This is a genomic window from Spirillospora sp. NPDC052269, from assembly GCF_040679435.1.
Taxonomy (GTDB): Bacteria; Actinomycetota; Actinomycetes; order Streptosporangiales; family Streptosporangiaceae; genus Spirillospora.
The window spans coordinates 110392-134331 of sequence record NZ_JBFAUU010000020.1 but is presented as its reverse complement, the minus strand read 5'-3'; the positions used below and the strand labels follow the sequence as shown (position 1 = coordinate 134331).

Here is a 23940-nt window from a genome sequence, read left to right as displayed (position 1 = left end):
GAGCGCTGGATCCATGGTACCCACGGGGGTATCCGAACGGACCGGTTTCGTGGCGGGCGTCTCAGTCATGGGAGAACCTGACGTCGGGCAGCAGCCGGTTCAGCCACCGCGGGCACCACCAGGCGGCCCGTCCGGTCGCGCGCAGCAGCACCGGGAGCAGCACCAGCCGGACGAGCAGCGCGTCCAGCAGGACGGCCACGCCCAGGATGACGCCCATCTCCTTGGGCGGCAGCGGACCGGACAGCGCGAAGGTGAAGAACACCGCGACCATGACCCCGGCCGCCGCGAAGATCACCCGGCCGGAGCGGGCGAGCGCGCCGATGGCCGCCTGCTTCGGGTCGCCGGTCCTCTCCCACTCCTCCTTGGCCGTGGCCAGCAGGAACACGGTGTAGTCCATCGCGATCGCGAAGATCATGGCGAAGAAGAACACCGGGGCCCAGCCGTCCAGGAAGCCCTGCGGGGTGAAGCCGAGCAGGCCGGACCCGTGCCCGTCCTGGAACACCAGCCGGGCCGCGCCGAACGCGGCGGCGGTGGACAGCAGGCTGGTCAGCGCGCCGAGCGCGGCGATCAGCGGTGCGCGCAGCGCGAACAGCAGCAGGACGAACCCGAGGCCGACGACGGTGCCGAGCACCAGCGGGGTCTTGGCGTCCAGCGTGTCCTTCAGGTCGAGGTTCTCGACGGCCGCGCCACCGACCAGGGCCTTGTCCGGCAGGTCCGCGCGGAGCCGGTCCACGGTCTCGGCGAGGGCCGGGTCGGACGGGTCCACCTTCGGGACGGCCTGGACGAGCGACAGCCCGGAGCCGTCCGCGGACGGGGCGGCGGGCATGACGGCCCCGATGCCGGGGTCGTTGCGCAGCACCGACGCGGTGGCGTCGGCCTCGGCCTGCGGCGTGATGATCTGGAGCGCGCCGGGCGCGCCCTTGCCGAACGCGTCCTGGACGGCCGAGTAGCCCATGCGGGCCGACGCGTCCTCGGGGACGACGGTGATCGACGGCATCGCCGTGCGCAGTCCGAAGACCGGGATGGCCAGCGCGACCAGCAGCACGGTCGCGGCCGCGCCGAACAGGGCCGGACGCCGCCACAGCAGGCGTCCCCAGGCCTCGAAGCGGTTGGGCCGGGCCTCGGCCCCGTCCTTGCGGCGGGCCCACGGCGGCGTCCCGAGGTCGATCTTCTTGCCGAGCATCCCGAGGACGGCGGGCAGCAGCGTCAGCGTCGCGGCCAGGACGAACACGACGGCGAGCATGATCCCGCCCGCCATGGAGCGGAAGGCCGGGGACGGCACGATCATCACGGCCGACAGGCTGACCAGCACGGTCACCCCGGACAGCAGGACGGCCTTGCCCGCGGTGTCCATCGTCTCGGCCACCGCGCGGGCGGGGGTGGAGCGTTGGAGCGCGTCCCGGAAGCGCATCACCAGGAACAGCGCGTAGTCGATGCCGAGCGCGAGGGCGAACATCATCGCGAAGTTCATCGCCCAGATGGAGATCGGGGTCAGCTCGGTCAGCAGCACCAGCGAGCCCGCCGACGCGGCGAGTCCGGCGAGGGTGAGCAGGAGCGGCAGTCCGGCGGCGACGAGCGAGCCGAACGCCAGCACGAGGATGGCCATGGTGACCGGCCACGACAGCATCTCCGACTTCATCATGGCGTCGTGGTTGGCCTTGTTGAAGTCGCTCCACAGCACCGAGGCGCCGGTGGCGCGCACCTGGACGCCGTCCGCCGACAGCTTGGCGATCGGGTCCTTCAGGTCGTCGGCGGCGCGGACCATCTCGTTCGGGTCGGCCGCGGCACCCGCCAGGATCACCGCGGTCCTGCCGTCCTGGCTGACCGTGGCTCCCGGCTGGGGCCGGACGATCTGCCCGACGCGGTCGTCGGCGTCCAGAACGCCGACGGCCTTGTCGACGATCCCCGTGACGGCGGGGTCGGTGACGGGCTTGTCGGCCTTGATGACGACCTGGAGCGCGCTGGAGGCGTTGCCGCCGAAGTGCTTCTCGGCGAGCTCGCGGACCTGGACCGAGGCCGATCCGTCGGCCTGCCAGCCCGCCCCGGACAGCGCCGAGTTGACCTTGGGCGCGAACGCCCCGAGGACGGCGACCAGGATCACCCAGGCCAGCAGGACCAGCCGTGCGTGCCCGGCGGCCCATCCACCGAGCCGGCCGAGGAGTCCGTCCCGTCCCGGTGGACGGTTCGCCTCCCGGGTCCGTTCCCCTCGGCTTTCCACGACGCTCATGCGGCTCCTCTCCAGGATCCGGACATACCCCATGGGGTATCTGACCCGGCCACCGTACCCGATACCCCATGGGGTATCCAAAGACGGTCTTGAGGACGGGCTGCAGAGGCCTTCTGGAGGTGTGTTGATAGAAACACTGTGAGTGATCGTTTTCGCCGGTTCGGGGGCCTGAGGTGCGGCGACGTGTGGTGATCATCGGCGGGGGAGCCGCGGGGACGGCGGCGTTCGCCGCGCTGGCGCGCGCCGGGGTGGACGCGCCGGTCGACATCGTCGACCCGCTGCCCGCCGGGGCGGGCCCGGCCTTCGGGGCCCGCGACGCGGCACTGCTGTGCAACACGTCGGCGGACCTGATGTCCCTGCTCCCGGGCCTGCCCGGCGACTTCCGGGAGTCGTTGCGGGCACGCGGCGTGCCCGCCGAGCGCGAGGTGTTCGCGCCGCGCCGGGAGTTCGCCCGGTACCTGCGCGAGGTCTACGAGACCTGGGCGGGACGTCCGGGGGTGGCGCACCGCCGGGTGGCGCGGCGCGCGGTGGCCGTCCAGCCCCTCGGGCCGGACGAGGGGCAGCGCGTGATCCTGGACGACGGATCGCACCTGATCGCCAGTGACGTCCTGGTGTGCCTGGGCTGGGGGCCGCCCCGGGTCCCGGACGGCCTGCGCGACCGTCCGGGCATCGTGACCAGCCCCTTCCCCGAGGAGCGGATGCTGGAGTCGGTGCCGCCGTCCGGCCGGGTCCTGGTGCTGGGGACGAAGCTGTCCGCCATCGACGCGGCCCTCCTGCTGACCCGCCACGGGCATCGCGTCACGATGGCGTCGCCGTCTGGCGCGCTGCCCGCCGTGCGCACCCGGACCGTCCGGGGAGCCGTCCGGGTCGATCCGGCCGCGGTGCACGCCCTCGACCCCGCCGACCCGCACCTCACCCGGCGGATCCTGGCTCTCGTCACCCGGACGCTCGGCACCGCCTTGACCTGTGATGACGCGGCCGGCGGGACGATCGAGCGGCTGCGGACGGAGATCGATCTCGCGCGTCGCGGACGGGTCGGCTGGCAGGACGTCCTGGTCGAGCTGGTCGACATCGCCAACCCGATTCTCGTCCGGCGGGACGGGGACGCACGCCGTCGTGTCCTGCGCGCGTGCGAGCCGCTGATGCGTTACCTGGGCTCGTTTCCGCTCACCAACGCCGAACGCCTGTTGGGGCTGCTCGAAACCGGTCAGTTGAGGGTGCGCGCAGGGATTCCACGACGCCTGGACGGCCCGCTTCCCTGGCGGGTGCAGTGGCCGGACGGCCAGCACGAGCGCTTCGACACCGTGGTCTGCGCGACCGGCTTCACCGGCAGGCCCCTGCACATGCGGCGTGGCGCCCTCGCGCTGACCCGCGACGCGTCCGGCCTTGGCTCGCCCCCGGAACTGGACGCCGACCTGCGCCTACACGTGGACGGTCGCAGCGAGCGCATCTGGCTACTGGGCGTTTCGTCCGGCTTGCGCATGCCGTTCGTCAACGCCGTCCACCACGCGACCGACCAGGCCGAAGCCTTCGCGCGGGCCTTCGTGGAGAGCTGACCGGCCTCACCCGAACCGAGTCGTCCAGGCGTCGAGCGCCCAGGGGGACTGATCGAGAAAGGGCAGGTCGGAACGCACCATCGGACGGACGGCCAGGATCGGCAGCGGGCTGCGCAACGGCCGGAACCCCGGATTGCGGATGCCCTTCGCGGCGGGCGGCCCGGGATGGAACTCGCCGACCATCAGCCCGTGCCGCACGAACGACGGCTTCAGCCGCCGCTGCGCGCCCTCGATGACCGTCCCCCAATCGCGCTCGTCGACGCCGGGGAAGGCCACGAGCAGCGCCCGATGCGGATCGTCCGCGCCGCCGTGGTGGGCCACGAACCAGGAGAGGTACCGGCGCATCACCCGTGCCACCTGCTCCGGCCCGTCCGGACGTGCCGGCCAGACCGCGCCCAGCAGCTTGCCGCCGTCCAGGGCCTGCCGCGTGTACGGGCACACCGCTCCGGACCGTCCCAGCTCAGGGTGCGGACGGCACAGGTAGTCCCGCACCCAGCGGGTGATCACTTCGAGTGGTCCGGGCCGCGGTCCCGCCTGCTCCGGGCGGATGCCGAGCGCCTCCCCGGCCGTCAGCGGCCGGGGAGGCTCCCAAGGGTCGCTCATCGAGCCGAGAACACCTCCACCGGCTCGTCCGAGACGTAGAACCGGCGGGCCTCGGCCAGCAGCTCCTGGGTGCTGATGTGGCCGTCGCGGTCGGTGTCGAGCTCGCGCGCGGACGCCGTCGCCTGCCGCTGGTTCGCGCCCATCGCGGTCAGGACCTGCGTCCAGTCGTCCACCGTGACCCGGCCGTCGTCGTCGTGGTCGGCGACGGCGATGACCGCCTCCGCCCACGGGCGCAGCGAGTCGTCGAAGCCGCGCATGCCCGAGTGGAGGGAGTCCTGGGCGGCTGCGAGGAACTGGGCCCGGCCGATCGCGCCCTCCGGGTCGGCGTTGGCGCTGCGCGCCAGGCCCTCGAAGTAGTGGCGGGCGCCCTCGTGCAGGGCGCGTCCCTTCTCCGATCCGGGGTGCTGCGAGAGGGCGCGCAGGATGCCGTCGGCCATGAACTCGAGGTCGTGGCGGGAGATCGCGCCGTCGTTGTTGCGGTCGAAGGTCTCGAACCGCTCCGCCAGCTTGACGTCGTAGGCCCCCTGCCGGGCCTGGTCGACCTGCTTGGCGTTGTGCCGCGGTTTCCCGTTCTTGCGGGGCTTCTTGTCCTGGCGAGCCGGCTTGTTGTTCTTCCTGTTCGCACTCACGGTGCCCTCCGTCAACTCGAATGTCGCGTTTCGCACCTATATCGCTACCCTGAGTGACTGTCGGTATCCGAGATCATCTCTCTGGCGCACGGTAAGAGTCGGCAAACAGCCGTCCGCGACGGGGCCCGGCTAGGAGAGCAGGGTGATCGCGACGGGGAGGTGGTCGGAGTCCGGGACGTCCACCTTGCCGGGGTTCTCCGCGGTCAGGTCCGGTGTCGTCAGGATGTGGTCGAGCTGGTCGGTCGGCCTGGGCCGCGCCGGATAGGTGACGAAGGGGCGGACCGCGGCGAACGCGTCCCGCAGGCCCGCGCCGAGCAGGACCTGGAAGGCCCGGTCGCTCGGCTGCATGTTGAGGTCGCCGCCGAGGACGACCGGACCGCCCCTCGCGGCGGCCGACCGTGCGATCCGGGCGAGCTGCTCGGCCTGCCCGAGGTCGGCCCAGCCGTCCGGCGGCTGGGTGTGGGTGGCGATGACCGTGACGACCCGTCCGTGCCAGCGCACGCCGACTTCGAGGGCCTCGGCCCCGGTCGGCCCGCCCTTCACCAGGACGTGGTTCCGGACGGACACGACCGGCAGGTTCGTGAGCAGCGCGTCGCCCCACACCTCGTCCCCGGCGGGCGCCCAGTGCGGCTTCAGGCCGAGCCGGTCGGACATCAGCCTCAGCTGGTCGCGCCCGCCGTTCAGGAACCAGCCGCGGTCGACCTCGCTCAGCAGCACGATGTGCGGACGCAGAGCCCGCAGGGCCTTCGCCTGCCCGTCGACGGTCATCGTTCCGTTCATGCCGAAGCCCATGCGCAGGTTGTAGGCGGCGACGCGGAGCCCGTCGCCGGTGATCGGCTGCCAGGACGGCGTGCCGGGCAGGCCCGTGGTCAGCGTCACCAGCAGCGCGGACGCCACCGCGGCGGCGAGCACGCCCCACTGCCGTCCCGCCTCGGGACGGCGTTCGGCGCGGCTGAACGAGACCGCCGCGACGACGACCGCCGCCGCCACCGGCACCCACCGGTTCGGCATGCCGAGGTCGTAGGCCGAGTAGTACGCGAAGAACAGCACCACGAAGACCAGGAACCCGGTCGCGGTCGCCAGCCCGCGCCGGGTCGCGGCGCCTTCGCCGGCGGACGGGCGTGCGGCCGCCCAGCCCAGGCATCCGGCGAGGGCGAGCTGCCCGGCGACCTGCGCGATCAGCGTCCAGGTGGGGGAGACGCCATGGACGCCGTCCACCGTCGCGCGTCCGAAGGCGAACCCGAGCGCCGACAGGACGAGCACGACCCCCGGCACCGCCGGATGGCGCGTCCAGAACGCGGGCCGCGCGACCACGGCGACCGACAGGACGGTCCCCGTCGCGACCACCACCGCCGCCCAGGTCGCGCCGTCCGCGCTGGCCTGCGCATGCGACGAACTGCCCGTGTACAGGCCCCACAGCAGAAGGGCCGGGCCGAGCGTCCACCACAGCCGTCCACCCTGGGGCTGCTCGTCTTGCGCGCGGCCCCGACGCAACGCGAAAGCGAAAATCCCCAGCTCAAGCGCCAGCACTGCCCAAGGCCAGATGCCGTCCCGCCACACCAGGTCGATGCCGCCGAGCGCCGCGTGCAGGACGCCCGAGGCGGCGAGACCGGCGACGAAGCCGACGGCGACCGGACGGGCGTCCCGTGCCGTTCCGGCCGTCGCGACCAGCCAGCACAACCCGGCCAGCAGCCCGACGCTGGCCACCGCGACCTGGGGCGTCCCGCCGTCGGTGAACTGGAGCGCGGCGCGTGAGGCCAGGAGCACCACGGCCGCGCCCGGGCCGATCCGCCGGGCGAAGGGCGCGGCGGCGAACGCCGCGACGAACCACACGAGCGCGTACAGTCCGATGAGTTCGGCCGGTGTGCTGCCCGCGTCGCCGACCACGGTGATCAGGGACGGCAGGAACACCCTGACGACGTCCACCAGGACGACGGCGCCCGCCACGACGTCGAGCCGTACCCGCACCACGCACCTCCGGTGTCCGCGTGAATGCGAGAGAGCTTCACGTATGGAGCCGGAGGTGCGCAAGAGGCGTCACGGACGAATCATCCGAACGGGCGGGGAGTCGGCCGGACGGGCGGGGGAGTCAGCCGAACAGGCGGTACTCCGTGAGCAGCTCGCCGACCTCGGTCTCGTTGAGCTTGTGCAGCAGCCGCTTGCGGATCAGTTCGGGCATCGGCAGGTGCAGCTCCTCGCCGTCCCGCAGGCGGCTCGTCGCGGCGAGCAGCTTGCGGACGTCGTAGGTCGAGTTGAACACCTCGGGGACGCCGCGCTCGATGCCGAGCAGCCGGTACACCGCCTCCATCGGCGTGCGGACGGAGTACTCGGTCGTGAAGATGCAGTCGCGGGTGCTCTCGGCGAACTGCCCGATGAACGCGAAGTTCACCGAGCCCTCGGGGACGACGTCCGGCCGGTCGCCCGCCCGGCGCGGCATGAAGAACGACGTCACGTAGGGCATCATCACCGGCACCGCCTTGGCGCCGGTCGCGGCCAGCTCGGGGATCTCCTCCTCGGGGACGCCGAGGTGGTACAGCCACTCCTGGACGATCTCCTCGCCCGTGCACTCCTGCATCGGCTTCTTGACGTAGTCGCCGGGGACGTCCACGAACAGCGAGTACACCCAGGCGACGATCTGCCCTTCCGGCTGCTGCTTGAAGTGCGGCTGGCGGTTGACCGTCCAGCTCATCAGCCAGCTGGAGTCGCGGACGGTGACGATGCCGCCGGTGACGACGCGTCCGCTGAACGGGTCGCGCTTGCAGATCTTCTGGATGTACCGGGGGATGCGCTCGTCGAGGGTGGTGACGGTCGCCGACTCCCACTTGGTCTCGGGGATGTGCGAGCCGAACACGTCCGGGCGGCCGAACGCCGGGTCCTTGGACGCGATGCGCCGCCACAGGTCCCAGGCGGGGGCCGGGCCCTCGTTCAGCTTCGCGGGGGTCTGGTGGTCGCCGTTGTCGGAGTTCTCGGTGAGCGAGCCGATCGTCATGAACAGCAGGTCGTCCGGGCCGAGCTCGGTGCCGCCCTCGACGCCCTTCCGGATCCACTTGACGCTGGTCGCCTGCTTGCGTCCAGGGGTCCCGGACTCGCCGGCCGTGCCGGGCGTGAGGACGAAGTCGACGTCCACGACCTCGGTGTCGAAGTGGAAGTTCACGCCCTGGTCGAGCAGCCACCTGTACAGCGGCAGCACCAGGGACTCGTACTGGTTGTACTTGGTGAACTTCAGCGCGGAGAAATCGGGGAGCCCGCCGATGTGGTGGATGAAGCGGTGCAGGTACAGCTTCATCTCCAGGGCGGCGTGCCATTCCTCGAACGCGAACATGGTGCGCCAGTAGAGCCAGAAGTTGCTCTCCAGGAAGTCCTTGCCGAAGACCTCGTCGATCCGCTTCCCCTCCACCTCCTCACGAGTGGCGAGGAAGACCTTGACGAGGTCCTTCTGGGCCTTCTCGTTGAGGGCGAACAAGCCGTCGGTGCGCGCGTCCTGGCCGCGCTTCTCGGTGACCCGCTGGAGGGAGTAGTTGGGGTCGTCCTTGTTCAGCCAGTAGAACTCGTCGAGGACGCTCGCGCCCTCGACCTCGATGGACGGGATGGAGCGGAACAGGTCCCAGAGGCACTCGAAATGGTCCTCCATCTCGCGTCCGCCCCGGACGACGAATCCCTTCTCCGGCTCCTTGATCCCGTCGAGCGCGCCACCCGGAAGCCGCAGCCGCTCGAGGACGGTGATCCTGCTTCCGTCCATGTGACCGTCCCGGATGAGGAACGCCGCTCCGGCGAGCGACGCGAGCCCCGCCCCGACGAACCAGGCGGTCTTGTCGTCCACGCCCTTCGGCTTACGCGGACGAGCGAATGCCTCGTAGTTTCCACTGCTGTAGTACATGCGATTTCCCCCCGAAACCACGAGTGTTTGCGAACATGGTCCTACCCGCCGGTAACCACGCGCCACACCTCGAATGATCAGATGTGCCCGACCTCTCACGTGGCCCGGTCCGGCGCCGGAGTGTGACCCACGACCACGCACCGCCCCCGCTTGACGGCCCTCCTAGCTAACCGTTATCTATATGGCCCTCGGGAGGTGGCGATGCAGGACGTCCTGCTGGCGTTGCTGAGCAAGGAACCCGCGCACGGGTACGACCTGCGCGCTCGGCTGACGGCCGCGCTCGGCCCCGTGGGCGACACCATGAACGCGGGCCAGGTCTACGTGTCGCTGCGGCGGCTGGAGAAGGCCGGGCTGGTCGAGGCCCACGTGGTCGGGCAGTCCGACCGTCCGGACCGGAAGGTCTACGACCTGACCCCGGCCGGACGCGAACGCGTCGCCACCTGGCTGACGGACGCCTCCTGGGAACGGACGGCGCCCGCCGAGTTCCACCTGAAGCTCGTCGCCGCCGCCGCGTCCGGGCTCGCCGACCCGGTCGCGCTCGTGGACGCCCAGCGCCGCGAGCTGACGCGCCGCCTCGCCGAGGCGCAGCGGGCCGCGCTCACCGAGCCGGACGGCTCGCGCGCCGCGCTGCTGCTGGAGGGGGCCGTGCTGCGACTCGGCGCCGACCTGGCATGGCTGGACGCCTGTGAAACCCACTGGACGAGGGAGAACAGCTGATGGAGCCGGTCCTGCGGGCCCGCGGCCTGCGCAGGCACTACGGGGCGGACGCGGCACTCGTCCGCGCCGTCGACGACGTCCACCTCGACGTCGCGCGAGGCGAGGCGGTCGGGATCGTCGGGCCGAGCGGCTGCGGCAAGTCCACGCTGCTGCACCTGCTCGGCGGCCTGGACCGTCCGGACGGCGGCGAGGTGCTGCTCGGCGGACGGCGGCTCGACACGCTGTCGGAGACGGCCGCCGCGCGGCTGCGGCGCGGCCTGGTCGGGTTCGTCTTCCAGGCGTTCCACCTCATGGACGAACTGACCGCGCGCGAGAACGTCGAACTGCCCGCGCTGCTCGCCGGCGTCCCGCCGCGCACGGCGCGCCGCCGCGCCCTCGGCCTGCTGGAGCGCGTCGGACTCGGCGACCGCGCCGGACACCTGCCGGGTGAGCTGTCGGGCGGGCAACGTCAGCGCGTCGCCGTCGCGCGGGCCCTGGTCAACGACCCGCCGCTGCTCCTCGCCGACGAGCCGACCGGCAACCTCGACACCGCCGCCGCGACCGGCGTCCTGCGCCTGTTCGCGGAGCTGCGCGCCGAGGGCCGCACGCTCGTCGTGGTCACCCACGACCCGCGCATCGCGGGCGCCGCCGACCGCGTCATCGCCATGCGCGACGGCGCGTTCGTCGACCAGACCGTCCTGACCGGGCGGGTGTGACATGGGCCGGATCCTGCTCGTCGCCCGCCTGGCCGCCGTCGACCTGCGGCGACGTCCCGTGCAGGCACTGCTCCTCCTCATCGCGATCACGGCGACGGCGGCCACGCTGACGCTGGGCCTGCTCGTCCGGAGCGTCACCGACGACCCCTGGGAACGGACGCGCGCCGCCACCGCCGGCCCCGACGCCGTCGCCGTTGCGCCTGATTTCGCGAGCCTGCGGACGCTCGCCCACGCCGACGGCGTCACCGAGACCGGACGTCCCTTCCCCACCTTCTCGGCATCGCTCCGCACCCGGGACAGGACGGCGAACGCCGTCGTCCACGGCCGGGACACCGATCCCGGCCCCCTCGACCGCCCGTACGTGACCGGCGGGAATTGGATCCGGCCCGGGATGGTCGTGGTCGAGCGGGCTTTCGCGGACGCGCTGGGCGTCCGTCCAGGCGACGCTCTCACCCTCGGCGGACGCCGTCTCACGGTCGCCGGAATCGCCGTCACCGCCGCCCGCGCGCCGTACCCGTCGTCCACGCCCGGCCTCGTCTGGACGACCCGCGCCGACACCGCCCGGCTGGCTCCGGCTCCCGGCGCCAGGCGGCAGTGGACGATGCCGATGCGCCTGGACAAGCCCGCCTCCGCTCCCGCGTTCGCGGCGCGCCATCCCGGCGTCCGCGCGGCTCAGGACATCGGCGTGTACGCCACGAGCGAGCTGCGCCTGGCGAACGGCGCCCTGCTCGGCGGCACGTGGGCGCTCGTGATCCTGTCCGGCCTGTGCGTCGCCCTGCTCGTCGGCGGACGGCTCGCCGAACAGGGCCGCCGCGTCGGCCTGCTCAAGGCGGCGGGCGCCACGCCCGCGCTGGTCGCGGCCGTCCTGCTGGCCGAACACCTCGCCGTCGCCATCGCCGCCGCTGCCCTCGGCCTCGTCGCGGGCTGGGCCGTGTCCCCGGCGCTGACCGGCCCGAACGCCGGGCTGCTCGGCACCGGCCAGGCCCCGACCCCGTCGCCGGGAACCGTCGCCGTCGTCCTGCTGACCGCCCTCGCGGTGACCGCCGCGTCCACGGCCTTCCCGGCTCTGCGCGGCGCCCGGATCAGCACCACCCGCGCGCTCCTCGAACAGGTGAGGCCGCCTCGCCGGTCGCGCCTCGCCGGACGGGCCGTCGCGCTGCCCGTCCCGCTGATGCTCGGCGTCCGGATCGCCGCGCGCCGTCCCCGCCGGACGGTCCTGGCCGCGTCCAGCGTGGCCGTCACCGTCGCGATGACGGTCGCGGCCCTCGCGATGCAGCACGACGTCCGGCACAAGGACGCGGGCGCCGCCGGCCCGGACTTCGTCCCCGGCGCCGGGAATCCGGTGACCGAGCGCGTGAGCCAGATAGTCCTGGTCCTGTCGGTCGCGCTGCTCCTGCTCGCCGCGGTCAACGCCGTGCTCACCGCCTGGACGACCTGCCTCGACACCGCCCGTCCGGCCGCCCTCGCGCGGGCCCTCGGCGCGACACCCCGCCAGGTGGCGGGCGGCCTGGTCGCCGCCCATCTCCTCCCCGCGACGGTGGCCGCGATCGTGGGCGTCCCTCTCGGGCTGCTCGTCCACCGAGCCGCCCTGGCGGTCGCGGGCGGAACAGGCGGCGGCGCCGTCCCGCTCGCCTGGCTGGCCACCGTCGTCCCCGTGGCGCTCGCCGCCGTCGCGCTCCTGACCGCCGTCCCGATCCGGCACGCCGCGTCCCGCCCGGTGACCCGCGCCCTGACCGCCTGACAGCGGCCTGAGCGGACAAACCGCTTGTCTCGCCCGGAGAGCGATGGTCTGATCCTGTGCCGTGTTCATGACGACCTTCCTGCTCGAGTTCCAGGGCTGGCACTGGAACGCCGCCGCTCTCGGCGACCCGGAGCTGCGTGGCGCCTTCGAGGCGATGAACGAGCCGACGACGACGGAGGACTTCGAGCGTGGATTCCTGACCCTGCTGCGCAGCGACGACACCGCCGCCAGAGGCATCGCGCTCGACTTCTACGACCGCGCGGAGATGACGGAGCGGTTCGTCGGCGGGAACGTGCTCGAGGACCACGCCGAGGAGGTGTTCCGGGTCGCCCGCGTACTGCTCCGGCAGCCTCCCGTATCGCGGGAGGACGGGCAGGCGGAGATCGAAGGGGCGAACCACGCGAGTGCGCTGGCCGCACTATGGAGGTTCGGGCTCGAGGACGAGGACACCGAAGCCGTCATCCGGGTCCTGGAACGGATGCCCGAGGAGACCCTGAGGAGATGTGCCCTCGACGCCGCCGGCGTCCTTCTCGAAAGCTCCGACCCGCCCGATCCGGTGCTGAACGCGGTCGTGGCTCGCGTGGGCGTGTGCTTCGATCGCGTTGAGGCGATTCGCGAGCTGCGCGATTCGGCGGATGCCGAGGCGATCGAACGCCTCCTCCTGGCGACCCGGGACGACGAGTGGAGGGTGAGGCAGGAGGCCGCCGCCGCCCTGGCGTCCCGCTTCCGCTTCTACTCCCACCGGACGCTTCTCGAGGAGCTGGTCGAGACCTGGGCGGACGACGAGCGGTCCGAGGCGTTCGACGAGGTGCGCGAGGCCCTCTCCGAAGGCCCGCACAGCCGGTTCTGGGAGGACACCGAACTGAACGGCGAGCTGCTCGAAGCGCACCGCCGGCTGCGCTTGCCGACCAGCGAGGACGTCCATCATCAAGCCTTCCGCGCCCTGCTCCGCAGTGGGAGCGCGCCGGCGGTGGGCATCGCACTCGACCACTTTCACCTCGTCGACGGCTTGACGCGGTTCGGCATCGACGACGACGAGTACTCGGCCGAGGTGCTCACCATCGCCCGAGCGATCCTCGGAAGGCCGTCCGAGGCCGACGGTGCCGACCACGCGAGCGCGCTCGGCATCCTCGGCGAACTCGGCGTGCCGGAGGACGCGCCGTCGATCGCCGCGGCGCTACGCACCCGGGAAGCGCCGGCCGTGGTCCTGGAGTCCGCCGTGGACGCGGCGTTCGATTGCCTCGACCGGTGGGAGACGCCGGACCGAGACGTCGTCGCCGCGCTGGATGAGTTCATCTTCGACGGCTCACTCGACCTGGACCTTCGCGCCCACGCGGTCAGCGCCCTGATGGGGCTGGGACCGGTCGCGCAGGTCACCGCCGTCCTGACGCGCGCGGTCCGATCCGGGGAGCTGCGCGTCCAGGTGGAAGCGGCCATCGCCCTCACCTTCCAGGCCCTCATCGACGATCACCGCGCCCTGCTGCGGGAGGTCGTCGCGTCCTGGCCGCAGGACGCGGGAGCCCGGGCCGAAGCCGTCCGGGCCACGCTGGCCGACAGCTAGTCAAGGTCAGGAGATCGGCCCTGGTCCGAGGGCGGGGGAGTGCCCGACGAGATCGCACGTTCGGAGTGCGAAGTCGTCGTGGGAATGGAGCGGCGCGGGTGCGCCGGTGGCCTCCGCGGAGATGATCCTGTCGATGCGGAAGGCTCGCGCGGCGCAGGCGGCACCAGCCGAGGAGGTACCAGTACCGTCCGCGCACCGTGGCGAACAGCACGGGCTCGACCTCGTGTTCGGTGCGGCCGCCTTCCTTGTCGGGGTAGGTGAGGCGCAGCACCTGGCGGCCGGCGACGGCGTCCTGGATCACCAGAGGCACCAACGACGGCACGTCCTCTGGACGCTTGAGCAACTGGACGCGGTCGGTCAGACGGCGCGCGGCCTCCGCGTGACGTGCCGGCATCGCCGCGACGATCTTGTGGGCCGCGCTGCGCGCCGCCCCCGCGAACGGTGTCGCGCCGACCTGGTCGAGCGCCACGGCTACTGCGATCGCCTCGGCGGGCGTGAAGTTCAGCGGAGGCAGGCTCATGGTCTTGTCCAGCGTGTATCCACCGCGCCGCCCGGTGTCGGCGTAGATGGGAACGCCCGCCTGCGTCAGCGCGTCGATGTCGCGCGCGATGGTGCGGACGCTCACCTCGTAGCGGGCGGCCAGCTCACGGGCACTGCGCCGACGCGGCGCGACCGCACGCAGTTCCTCCACGATGGCGTAGAGCCGATCCGTGCGATTCACACCTGGGCACGCTAGCCGGACCCACCGACAGAACCCGGTACGGCTTCCTTGGAAACGCTGACATAGGGCTGTCTCGCCGACCCCCGATCGTGGTGCTCGTACCGCTCGAACAGCAGAGAGGAACGAGAACGACATGCCCATCGGATACCTGGACGTCCCCCTCGGCGTCGACATCGACGGGAAGAAAGAGCTCGTCAAGGCGGTCTACGAAGCCCTGCACGAGGCCTATCCCTTCCCCGACGACACGCGGATCTTCCTTCGGGAGTGGCCGCTCGACAGCGTCAGCCAGAACGGGCTTCTCGGTTCGGAGCCGGCCAGGCCCGTCCTGATGCTGCATGTCCCTCAGGGCGCCGAGGCCGACGCCAAGCGCAAGATGCTGGCGAGGGTCAACGCGGCCGTCGCCTCCGCCTACGGGCTCCCGGACTTCGTGACCTTCATCCACGAGCACCCGCTTGACCTCGTGGCGCTCGACGGCGCCCTGCTCGCGGACGACCAGCAGCGAGTCCACGACCAAACCGAGGCCTATATGTAGGTCGCCCAAAGCGGGTGGCGGCGACGGCTTGCCCAGGCCAGGCCTGACGGACCGGCCTGGGCAAGCCGTCTACCGGTTCAGCCGGCCGACGCGCGGGCCGCGGCGAGGAGCGCGGGGTCCACGTCGGGCACGGCGAACTTCGGGTTGTGTCCCGCCGCCACGACCCTCATGACGAAGCCGGCCGCCTCTTCCAGCTGCCGTGCGCTGTCGAGTCCTCCAGCAACGGCGGTCTCAGCGCCAAGACCCGCGATGAGGGTCGTGACCCGATCAAGTGCGTCCTGGTCGTCGCCGCAGATCGTCACGACCGGCGCCGCCTCCGACGGCCCCGTGTACGGCCATGAGGCTCCGGCGAACAGGTGGAGCGCCTTCACCACGTGCGCACCGGTGGCCGCGCGAGCCACGACCTGCGCCGCCGAGCCGGACTCCGGCTTCAGTGCGCCGGTCGCGTAGTCCACCGGATTGGTGCAGTCGATCACGGTCTTGCCGTCCAGCGACCCCTCGGAGCCGCCGACGAGCGCGATGGCGGCCTCAAGCCCTTCCCAGGACACCGCGACCACGACCACGTCGGACCCGGCCGCGAGGTCTCCGGGGGCGACGGCCGCGGCCGCGGCGCCGATCTGCTCGGCGGCCTTGCTCGCGTGTGCCGGATTGCGGCCGGTCACCAGGATCGAGTGCCCGGCTACCGCCCATGCCTGGCCGAGCGTCACGGCTAGGTTCCCGGTGCCCAAGATACCTACGTTCATAGCGTTCTCCTCTGTCGGAAACTTCGACTTCGAGAACGCTATGAGCCGGGTTCCTACCGATCGGTAGGCGACCGATGGGACACTGGAGCCATGATCGACGGGTCCTGCCACACGTTCGTCTCCGACTGCCACGTACGCGCGGCGGCCGAGCTCATCAACCACACCTGGGATCCCATCGTGCTCAGCGCCCTGCGCCTGGGCCCGACACGCCGCAACGAACTGCTCGGACGGATCGCGGGAGCCAGCGACAAGGTCCTGACGCAGGCACTGCAGCGCCTCCTGGCGCACGGGCTCATCACCAAGGAGCGCGCCGCCGACCCGGTCTCGGCGAACAGCGGCGTGGTCTACCGGCTCTCCCCGCTCGGCGAATCGTTCACGAACGGGCCCTTGGTGCAACTCGCGCAATGGGCAGCCGACAACCAGGCCGAACTCGCCGATTCGTCGACGACCTCATGAGCCGCAGCCGCCGCGCGCGGCCCTTCGCCTGAGCGAGCCGTTCGGGGGACGGCCCGAAGCCGGTTGCCGGCAGGGGCGCGAGACAAAAATTCAGTGCAGCATTTGATCAAGCCTGGCATGAGCGGTTGCAGAACGCGGTAATTGGAAGTGGTACCTGCCCTGATCGGGAAACCCGATCGTCGGGTGAGGCTTGTCGCGTGTCGGCACTATCCAATGAACCTGTCTTCTGGCCTGTGAGGGTTGTGTTATGTGCGCCGCCACGGTGATGGACGGCACCACCGTGACATTGCTGCGGCGGGACGACATGCTGGTCGTGGACGTCGACTTCGTGAACGTGCAGCGGACTGCGGCCGGCACTGGCGGACCTGTTCTCGTCCCCACCGACACCGCCACACCCGCGTTCATCGTGGTCACCTTTCAGCCGCAGGCCGTCATAGAGCAGGTGCGGTTCCAGGGCGGGCCGGCCATTGGCGATGCCGCCGCGCGGTTCAGTGGGGACACCCGGCTGGCCTTTCGGTTTCCGCCGGGCGGGAGCATTCCGTTCACGACCGCGGGCTTGCTCGGCTGGACCGGATTGTCGAACGCGCCGGACCGCAGCGGGGTGGAGTGCGTGTGGGATCTGATCCTTCACCCGGCGGATCCGGCCGGTTGGACGCACTCCTTGATGCCCGTGACCAGCGCTGCCGGGGTGACGGAGTTGTGGCATACCCGCCTGACGGACGGCTCGCAACAGCCGATACCGATCGGTGACGTGCGCTCGACGGGGTCCGACACGGAGTTTCCCGGTTCGCTGACGAAGGCGCAGCGGTCCGGGATCGCACAGGCCGCGGCGGTGCGCCCGCTGCTCGCCCATGAGCTGACCCTGAGCGCCCTGGGCGCCACGATCAACCTCACCGGCGATTGGGCGGATCTGCCACGCCTCAGCGTGCTGGGCTATCGCCACCGGGCCGTGCTCGGCAGGGACGAAACCGTCCATGTCGCCGAACGTGGCTTCCTGTTCCCGTTCGGATTTCCGGCGAAGCTGGACACCAACACCGAACGGCGAATCGCCGACGGCACCGCCGAGCTGGAGCAGGTGGCCCGGCTCACCGTGGCGGTCCCCGAGCTCAGCTACGACAGCGCGGTCGGCGTGCCCTTCGCCGGCCGTGACCTTCCCATCCGGCGGATACATCTCGACGGTCCGCTGGTCACCGAGGTCAGCACCACGGACCTGCTGGCCGAGGGGATCTTCTGGGTCGACACACCCTCCGGCGACAGGCTCGCCGTCGACTTCACCGCAGAGGACGGCGAAGGCCACCTCGTCTCGTTCAGCGCGCCGGTCGCGTTCGTCCCGCAGGCACGTGCGTTCGGCGGCCTCGGGTCGGCGGTCCTCGGCTACGACCAGCAGCGTGCGCAGATCCCCTCGCCGGCGAGGGGCCAGATCTGCATCGCACCCGACGGCAGGGACAAGGCGTTCGACGTCACGGCCCTGTACATCGGCGCGCGGGAGGCCGACGCGCCGGAGGCCACGCTGCGCGAGGCGGGCCAGCTCGCCGCCCTTCCTCGGCTGGCGGGCGTCGACGCGCGGGTGCCGGAGCTGGAGGTGTTCGACGCTGCCGCCCGGGAGAGAAGGATCGCCAGTGTCCCGACGACGCTGAACCTTGATCAGAACTACGTGCAGCAAGGGCTGGCACTGGCCGGGATCTATGCCAGTCTCAAGTCGCCGGTGGCCTTCGCCCCGCCGGCCGCCGGCGTCGGCGGTGTCGCCGTGCTCGGCATGGCCGTGTCGGGCCTGTCACGGACGACCGGGCTGGTCGGCGGAGACCTGGAGGCGCTCCGGAGCGGCCGATTCGATCCCGCCAAGTTCCTCGCCGTCGACAACCTGCCGGGGATGCTCCCGCCGACGCTGCTGGGGTTCGTGAAACTGGCCGATCTCGTGGACGTCGCCCCCGTCGGAGACGGCGAGGCCGTCCCGCGGGTCAGCACCGAGATCGTGTATCCGGGCGGGGACCGAAGCAAGCCGCCGACGGTGCGCTCGGTGGTGGCCTGGAGCCCGAAGGTGAAGCCGGGCCTGTTCGAGGGAACGCTGCGCACGACCCCGGACACGCGTCTGGAACTGCACAGCACGACCTCCGTCACGTTGCACGCGACCCCTCCCGTCGCGCCGTCGGCTCCTGGCGGCACACCCCCGGTCGACCTTGGCGCCGGTGAACCGACTTCGGACGTCCGAGGCGAGCTGAAGTCGTTCTCCCTGGAGTTCGCCGGCCAGGTGCTCGTCATCGACTTCGCGCGGGTGGCGTTCGTGGCCCGGCCGGGGACCTCCCCGTCGCTCGACGTCAAGATCACCAATGTGGGGTTCGGCGGCGACATGCGGTTCTTGAACACGCTGCGCCGCTACCTGCCGTCGCCGCCGAACGGGCTGCTGGTGACGGCGTCCGCCGAGCAGATCGACGTCGGCTACACCCTGGCGATCCCGACGGTGTCCACCGGCGTGTTCCTGCTGCAGAACCTCGCCTTGTCGGCCACGGTCAGCCTGCCGCTGACCCGCAAGCCGGTGCGTGCGCGGTTCGCGGTGTCCGGGCCCGATGACCCCTTCCTGCTCACGGTGTCCCTGTTCGGAGGAGGCGGCTACGTCGTCCTGGAGGTCGAGGGCGACCGTGTGGTGGGTTTCGCGGCCGCGTTGGAGTTCGGCGCGGCGACCGCCCTGGACGTGGGGATCGCGAGCGCGTCCGTGGCGGTCACCGCCGGTGTGTACATCGGCCTGACCAGCGGTAAGGCGGAGCTGGGCGGCTTCTTCCGCGCGGTCGGCGAGTTGGACGTCGCGGGTCTGGTCCAGGTGGCCGTCGAGATATACCTGTCGCTCAGCTACCGCCAGGGGCCGAGGGGATCGGAGGCGCACGGAAGCGCCACGCTGACGGTTCGCGTGCGTGTCCTGACCTTCGCCCAGTCGGTGACGCTGAGCCTGGAGCGCTCCTTCGGCACCGGCGCGGACCCCACGTTCGACAAGGCGTTCCCGACCGCCGAACCCTGGCTGCAGCGTTGCGCCGCGTTCGGGCCCACGGCGGCGGCATCGTGATCAAACAGACGATCGTCTGGACACTGCTCCCGGATCCGGCCGCGCCGCGGGCGTCGGGAGGCACGGTTCAGCTGACGCTGCTAGCGAGTCCGCGGCTCACCACCGACACGGTGGTCCCGCTGTCGGACTATCCGGACGTGCGCCACTGGCCCGCGGTGTCGCTCCAGGTCGCCGTGGAGATCGTGAGCCCGGGCGGCGCGGTCACCGTACCGGCGGAGTTCACCGATGAGGCGCCCGACTCCACTCTGTGGCAAGCGATCTTCCCGCCGAGTCTCCCGGTGGTGCCGTTCAAGTTCGACCGCACGTTCGCCGACACCCCGATCAAGTCATATCCGGCAGAGCGAGTGCGGGCATCGCTGGCGGACGAGTACCGCCGCCTATTCGGACCGGACGAGCCCGGTGCCACGACGCACGACGATGCCGCGAACGACGATGTCGCGGACGCCGAATCACGCTGGGAAGCGATCGACCGGCTGATACGCGTTGTCGGGGATGGCACCCGGAAAGCGGTGTCCGTTGGAGGTTCCCAGCTCGGCGCCGTGCCGGACGATCTCCACGAGGACCCGTCCGGCTGGAGCCGCCTGGCCGAATTCCACCGGTCGCGCCGGGGCGAAGGGCACACGACGAAGCCCGGTCTTACTCGCGACGGCAAGCCGGCGGAACGGGACTTTCACGCCGTGGCCGCCGCGCTGGCCGACCACCCGCGGCTGCAGGCCCGGCTCGGCCTGGTACGCGCACTGCGTGTGCATCTGCCCGCGGGCCTTGAGGGGCCGGTGACGATCCGGGCCGTGCCGTCGCACCATGCCGGGTTGTCGGACTACCGGCCGCGGACCTCGTGCGTCGCCCATGCGGGGGAGTTGCGCTTGGCGACGAAGGACGGCGCGGAAGCACCGCTGTACCTGACGCTGGACGACATCAGCCGGTACGCGGCGATCGATGTCGACACCGACGCCGCCGGGTTGTCGCTGCAGACCTTCGTGTCCTCATTGCGGTTGACGCCGCGGGACGCGCCGACGCCGCCGCCGGTGCATCTTCCCGCGCTGCGCTCGGACGGCATCTTCGTCGCCGAGGCGAACCGGGCAATCCCCTTCAAGGACGCGCTGCGCCGCGCCGCCAACGAGATCGAGGCGGATCTGGCCGGGGGAGGGGACGGCGGCGCGATCGTCTTCAACGCCGACGACGTCCAGCAGGGCTACCGGGTGGACGTTCTCGACGTGGACTCCGGACGCTGGTCTCCGCTCTGCCGCAGGGTCGGCGCCTACAAGATCGCCGGTCTCACCTCGCCGGTGCCCGTAGACGACGAAGGCACCGTCAGCGACGTGCTCACCGCGTCAAGCCAGGACGGAGCACCCGTCAACCTGCTCCACCAGTCCCTGTTCCGCTGGAACGGATGGAGCCTGGTCGTGCCACCGCCGGGACGCATGCTCGACCGCGACGGCCAGACCGTCGACCCGAATCCCGGACCCGTCGGCAACCCGCCGTTCACCATGGAAGTGACGGTGCCGGCGGGGACGCTGCCGTCGCTGCGATACGGCCGCCGCTACCGGATCCGTGCCCGCCTGGTGGACATCGCCGGACGCAGCCTCCCGTTCAACCCGGACCCGGCGGTGCCCGCGCCCGCGACCCCCGCCCTCCAGCACAACCGCTACCACCCGGTGCCGAGCCCCGTCCTGGTGCCGCGCCGTCCGGTGACCGAGGGCGAGTCGACCGCCGTCATGGTCGTCCGCACCGACAACAGCGACCCGGCGAACCCGCGGCCGGGACCGCCCTGCGAACGCCACGTACTCCCGCCCAAAGCCGCCGTCCTGACCTTGGAGCGACACGGCGTCCTCGACGTCCCCGGCGAGCACCGCCTCGACCCGAACACCTATGCGCTGCTCTTCGAACGCGACGCGCGCGGTGTCTCCGGAACCCCCGATCCGGCCGCGAGCGGGACGCCGTACATCGACGCCGACACGATCACCCTGCCATGGCTGCCCGACCCGCTCGCCGACGGCATCGCCATCCACGGCCTACCCGGCGACCTGCAGATGCCATGGCCACGAGGGGATGCCTGGCATGATCGCCGACCGGTCCGCTTGATCGTGGAGCCCGGTACCGGCCCGGCACCGCCGCTGATCGATCCCGTCCACCGGACCATCCGCCTGGCCCTCGAGCCCGGCGCCGGCCTCAGCACGACCATCAGCAGCGAGCTGCGCGAGGGGACCGAAGAAGTCCTCGGCCTGTGGCAGTGGTTCGCGGGCGAGGTCGGCCGCGCCACGACCGAGACCGCCGCCCGGCGCCACGAGGCGGTCGCCGGTCGAGCCGGGCAGCTGACGCCGCCGCAGGAACTACGCATGATCCACGCGGTGCGCTGCCCCCAGACACCACCGGTCTTCAGCGGACCGAAGATCGTACGCACCCCGGACGAGGCGGGATACGAGCTCACGGACCCCGCGATCGGCGTTCATGCCGCCTCCACCGCATCCGTCCATGTCGAAGCCGAATGGTCGGACGTCGTCGACGACCCGACGCGGAACGAACCGACCCATGCAACTGGCCGAGCCATCCTGAAGCAGGACCACGAGAATCCCCCCACGGCGGCCACGACGCCGTTCCAGGCGCGTGCCGAGCTGGGCGACACCCGACACCACACCGTGCGGTTCACGCCCGTCGCCACCTCGCCTTTCGCCGCCTACTTCACGCAGCGAAGGACCGTCCGGCTCGCGGGCACCGAAACAGTGCGGCTGGCCGACGCCCTCGTTCCCGGGACCGTCGTGGTGGTCGGCCATGGCACCCCGGCCACCTTTCGCCTCGACCACGACATCGCGGTCGACTACACCGCAGGCACGATCGCGCGCATCCCGGGCGGCGGCGTCCCCGACGGCGCCGACCTCGACGTCGCGTTCGTCACGCCACCGGTCACCCGCGCCGGCTCGCCGATCACCCTGTCGGTGCCGGCGAGCACCCGCCCCGCACCGCCCACCGTGCACAGCGTCGTCCCCGCCTTCGCCTGGCGGCGGGACCGCAGCGGCAGCACGATCATCAGCACCCGGTACGGCGGACTGCTCCGCGTCTACCTGGAGAGACCCTGGTTCGACTCCGGCGACGGAGAGCTGCTGGCCGTCCTCATCGCCGACGACGAGCTGCGGCACCTCAACCCGGACACCTGGGCGCAGACGCTGCCCTTCGTCTCAGGCGCGGGCGCCGACCCGACCGGACTGGGCGGCGGAGCACCCGACCTCGCCCAGGCGACGTTTCCGCGAGCGGTGCGGAGCCAGACCGTGCGTGTGCCCGGCCTGCGCGACATCGACCCCGCACAGGCCAACAACCCGCTCTTCCGGATCAAGGCCGTCGGCCACACGGTCGAGTTCGACCCGCAGCGCCGCCTGTGGTTCAGCGACATCGAGATAGGACACGACACCGACCAGCCTTTCGTCGAGCTCAAACTGGCCCGGCTGCAGCCGGACACGGTCGAGCTCATCACCCCGGGCGCCATCGAGGACCTGCACATCTCACGGATCGTCGACGCCGGCTTCCACCAGCTGCCGACCGAACGCACGGCGCAGATCGAACTCCAAGCCTCGGTGGCCTTCATCACGGTCACCGGTCCGGTCCACACCGACCTCGCCGCCAGGATCTCCGTCGCAGTGCGGACCACCGGCCAGGGCGATGACCCGACCATGTGGAACGAACTGGACCAGCAACACGAAGAATGGCTCACCGCCGGACTCTCCGCGGACGGAGCCGGGCGATGGAGCGGATTCATCAACCTGCCGGTGCTGTCCGGCACCCGGCCGATGCAACTGCTCCTGCGCGAGCATCGGCTGATCTCCGGCGGGCCGGGATCCACCGCTCCGGGGGAGCGACTGTCCTATGTCGACGTGCTGGATCTGTGACGGCTCCGATCAGAGAGGTGACCAATGTCGTTCAGCGTCTTCCCGGATGCGTCACTCGGTCCCCTGAGCCTCGGCCCCCAGCAGATCAGCGCGCCGCTGGACTTCCCGGAACTGGCGGGCGGAACCCCGCCGACGGTCTACCTGCGGATCGTGATGCTGGGCCCAGGCTGCCGGCCACCCGATGCGGGACAAGGACCCACCTTCCAGCTGCGGGCCGGCACGGGAGACCCCGTCGAGCCGGCCTTGGACGGCGACGCGCTCTTCGTCTACGACAACCCCCAGGGGAACCCTCCACCAGTCGCCCAGGCGCAGCTCTTCCTCCAGCCCGAGAACGTCTACGCGATCAACATCACCGTCTACACTCCCGGCAGCAGTTGGCAGCTGCGCATCGGGAACAAGGACGACACCGAACGAACGTTCACCTGGGTCGTCGCCGACAATGAGGCGGACTCGGCCAGGCCGTGGCTGAACCTCCCGCAGGTGCTCAACTTCGACGGCGACGTTGGAACCGTGGTGACCCGGTCGCTGGACGTGCCCAATCTGGGCACCGGAAAACTGACGATATCTCTGGGCGGGCTCGACGACCCCAGGTTCAGTATCCAGTTCCCACCGGCCGATATCGTCCCCAACCACTGCGGGAAAATGACCATCGCGTTCCACTCACCGGATTCGGAGGGCCGCACCGCGGGACTCTACACGGCGAACAGCAATGACGCGCAGGCGACGGAATCCGCCCATCACAACAACCTCATCCACCTGCAGGCGAAAACGACACGACCGGATCAGCCTTTGCCCGACGTCAGTCCGTGCCGGGTGTGCCACCCGAATCGCTGCCCGGACTTCGTAGGCCATTCGGGCGGGGACCTGCACGCGAAATGCGAGAGAAGCGTGTGCCAGCACATCTGGGCCTCCCACCTGCAATACTGACACTTCAGTGGAGGCCGGGCGC

At 71.3% G+C, this 23940-nt stretch carries 17 protein-coding genes; 10 read left to right on the top strand and 7 right to left on the bottom strand.

Annotated features, from left to right (window positions below; genetic code table 11):
- Positions 1-61 precede the first annotated feature (61 nt).
- On the bottom strand, positions 62-2227 hold the full coding sequence (locus tag AB0L06_RS35355; protein WP_500235530.1) for an MMPL family transporter: 2166 nt from the start codon (positions 2225-2227) through the stop codon (positions 62-64).
- A gap of 173 nt (positions 2228-2400) precedes the next feature.
- On the opposite strand from AB0L06_RS35355, the gene AB0L06_RS35350 reads away from it, so the two are divergent.
- On the top strand, positions 2401-3783 hold the full coding sequence (locus AB0L06_RS35350) for an FAD/NAD(P)-binding protein (RefSeq protein WP_500235529.1): 1383 nt from the start codon (positions 2401-2403) through the stop codon (positions 3781-3783).
- A gap of 6 nt (positions 3784-3789) precedes the next feature.
- Here AB0L06_RS35350 and AB0L06_RS35345 read toward each other — a convergent pair whose 3' ends face one another.
- The 4 genes from AB0L06_RS35345 to AB0L06_RS35330 form a co-directional block, all read right to left on the bottom strand.
- Entirely contained in the window at positions 3790-4386 is a 597-nt protein-coding gene (locus AB0L06_RS35345; protein ID WP_500235528.1) for a DUF6875 domain-containing protein, read from the bottom strand.
- Positions 4383-5015 (bottom strand): EF-hand domain-containing protein, encoded by a 633-nt coding sequence (locus tag AB0L06_RS35340; RefSeq protein WP_500235527.1) that lies wholly within the window; start codon positions 5013-5015, stop codon positions 4383-4385. The genes AB0L06_RS35345 and AB0L06_RS35340 overlap by 4 nt, the downstream gene beginning before the upstream one ends.
- Positions 5016-5144: 129 nt before the next feature.
- Entirely contained in the window at positions 5145-6983 is a 1839-nt protein-coding gene (locus tag AB0L06_RS35335) for an endonuclease/exonuclease/phosphatase family protein (RefSeq protein ID WP_500235526.1), read from the bottom strand.
- Between the two features lie 121 nt (positions 6984-7104).
- Entirely contained in the window at positions 7105-8892 is a 1788-nt protein-coding gene (locus AB0L06_RS35330; protein ID WP_500235525.1) for an oleate hydratase, read from the bottom strand.
- A gap of 201 nt (positions 8893-9093) precedes the next feature.
- On the opposite strand from AB0L06_RS35330, the gene AB0L06_RS35325 reads away from it, so the two are divergent.
- The 4 genes from AB0L06_RS35325 to AB0L06_RS35310 all read left to right on the top strand — a co-directional run bounded on the left by AB0L06_RS35325 (position 9094) and on the right by AB0L06_RS35310 (position 13606).
- Entirely contained in the window at positions 9094-9609 is a 516-nt protein-coding gene (locus AB0L06_RS35325; RefSeq protein WP_500235524.1) for a PadR family transcriptional regulator, read from the top strand.
- On the top strand, positions 9609-10304 hold the full coding sequence (locus AB0L06_RS35320; RefSeq protein ID WP_500235523.1) for an ABC transporter ATP-binding protein: 696 nt from the start codon (positions 9609-9611) through the stop codon (positions 10302-10304). The genes AB0L06_RS35325 and AB0L06_RS35320 overlap by 1 nt, the downstream gene beginning before the upstream one ends.
- A gap of 1 nt (position 10305) precedes the next feature.
- Positions 10306-12045 (top strand): FtsX-like permease family protein, encoded by a 1740-nt coding sequence (locus tag AB0L06_RS35315; protein ID WP_500235522.1) that lies wholly within the window; start codon positions 10306-10308, stop codon positions 12043-12045.
- 61 nt (positions 12046-12106) lie between these two features.
- On the top strand, positions 12107-13606 hold the full coding sequence (locus tag AB0L06_RS35310) for a hypothetical protein (protein WP_500235521.1): 1500 nt from the start codon (positions 12107-12109) through the stop codon (positions 13604-13606).
- Here the strand turns inward: AB0L06_RS35310 and AB0L06_RS35305 are convergent.
- Positions 13503-14327, bottom strand: coding sequence for a helix-turn-helix transcriptional regulator (locus AB0L06_RS35305; RefSeq protein WP_500235520.1), 825 nt, complete (start codon positions 14325-14327; stop codon positions 13503-13505). The genes AB0L06_RS35310 and AB0L06_RS35305 overlap by 104 nt on opposite strands.
- Positions 14328-14460: 133 nt before the next feature.
- Between AB0L06_RS35305 and AB0L06_RS35300 the strand changes: the two genes are divergently transcribed.
- Positions 14461-14859, top strand: coding sequence for a tautomerase family protein (locus AB0L06_RS35300; protein ID WP_500235519.1), 399 nt, complete (start codon positions 14461-14463; stop codon positions 14857-14859).
- 77 nt (positions 14860-14936) lie between these two features.
- Here the strand turns inward: AB0L06_RS35300 and AB0L06_RS35295 are convergent, their stop codons facing one another.
- Complete coding sequence (locus tag AB0L06_RS35295; protein WP_500235518.1) at positions 14937-15602, bottom strand: NADPH-dependent F420 reductase; 666 nt, start codon at positions 15600-15602, stop codon at positions 14937-14939.
- A gap of 90 nt (positions 15603-15692) precedes the next feature.
- On the opposite strand from AB0L06_RS35295, the gene AB0L06_RS35290 reads away from it, so the two are divergent.
- The 4 genes from AB0L06_RS35290 (at position 15693) to AB0L06_RS35275 (ending at position 23918) form a co-directional block, all read left to right on the top strand.
- Positions 15693-16058: a winged helix-turn-helix transcriptional regulator gene (locus tag AB0L06_RS35290; RefSeq protein WP_500235517.1), complete on the top strand. Its 366-nt coding sequence runs from the start codon at positions 15693-15695 to the stop codon at positions 16056-16058.
- A gap of 247 nt (positions 16059-16305) precedes the next feature.
- Complete coding sequence (locus tag AB0L06_RS35285) at positions 16306-19113, top strand: hypothetical protein (RefSeq protein WP_500235516.1); 2808 nt, start codon at positions 16306-16308, stop codon at positions 19111-19113.
- On the top strand, positions 19110-22991 hold the full coding sequence (locus AB0L06_RS35280; protein ID WP_500235515.1) for a hypothetical protein: 3882 nt from the start codon (positions 19110-19112) through the stop codon (positions 22989-22991). Before AB0L06_RS35285 ends, AB0L06_RS35280 begins: the two co-directional genes overlap by 4 nt.
- 24 nt (positions 22992-23015) lie before the next feature.
- Positions 23016-23918: a hypothetical protein gene (locus AB0L06_RS35275; protein WP_500235514.1), complete on the top strand. Its 903-nt coding sequence runs from the start codon at positions 23016-23018 to the stop codon at positions 23916-23918.
- Positions 23919-23940: the final 22 nt, after the last annotated feature.

Coding starts and splice junctions, on each gene's coding strand:
- AB0L06_RS35315 (WP_500235522.1), top strand. CDS start 10,306: ATGGGCCGGATCCTGCTCGTCGCCCGCCTGGCCGCCGTCGACCTGCGG.
- AB0L06_RS35275 (WP_500235514.1), top strand. CDS start 23,016: ATGTCGTTCAGCGTCTTCCCGGATGCGTCACTCGGTCCCCTGAGCCTC.
- AB0L06_RS35325 (WP_500235524.1), top strand. CDS start 9,094: ATGCAGGACGTCCTGCTGGCGTTGCTGAGCAAGGAACCCGCGCACGGG.
- AB0L06_RS35300 (WP_500235519.1), top strand. CDS start 14,461: ATGCCCATCGGATACCTGGACGTCCCCCTCGGCGTCGACATCGACGGG.
- AB0L06_RS35320 (WP_500235523.1), top strand. CDS start 9,609: ATGGAGCCGGTCCTGCGGGCCCGCGGCCTGCGCAGGCACTACGGGGCG.
- AB0L06_RS35330 (WP_500235525.1), bottom strand. CDS start 8,892: ATGTACTACAGCAGTGGAAACTACGAGGCATTCGCTCGTCCGCGTAAG.
- AB0L06_RS35295 (WP_500235518.1), bottom strand. CDS start 15,602: ATGAACGTAGGTATCTTGGGCACCGGGAACCTAGCCGTGACGCTCGGC.
- AB0L06_RS35355 (WP_500235530.1), bottom strand. CDS start 2,227: ATGAGCGTCGTGGAAAGCCGAGGGGAACGGACCCGGGAGGCGAACCGT.
- AB0L06_RS35290 (WP_500235517.1), top strand. CDS start 15,693: ATGATCGACGGGTCCTGCCACACGTTCGTCTCCGACTGCCACGTACGC.
- AB0L06_RS35285 (WP_500235516.1), top strand. CDS start 16,306: ATGTGCGCCGCCACGGTGATGGACGGCACCACCGTGACATTGCTGCGG.
- AB0L06_RS35345 (WP_500235528.1), bottom strand. CDS start 4,386: ATGAGCGACCCTTGGGAGCCTCCCCGGCCGCTGACGGCCGGGGAGGCG.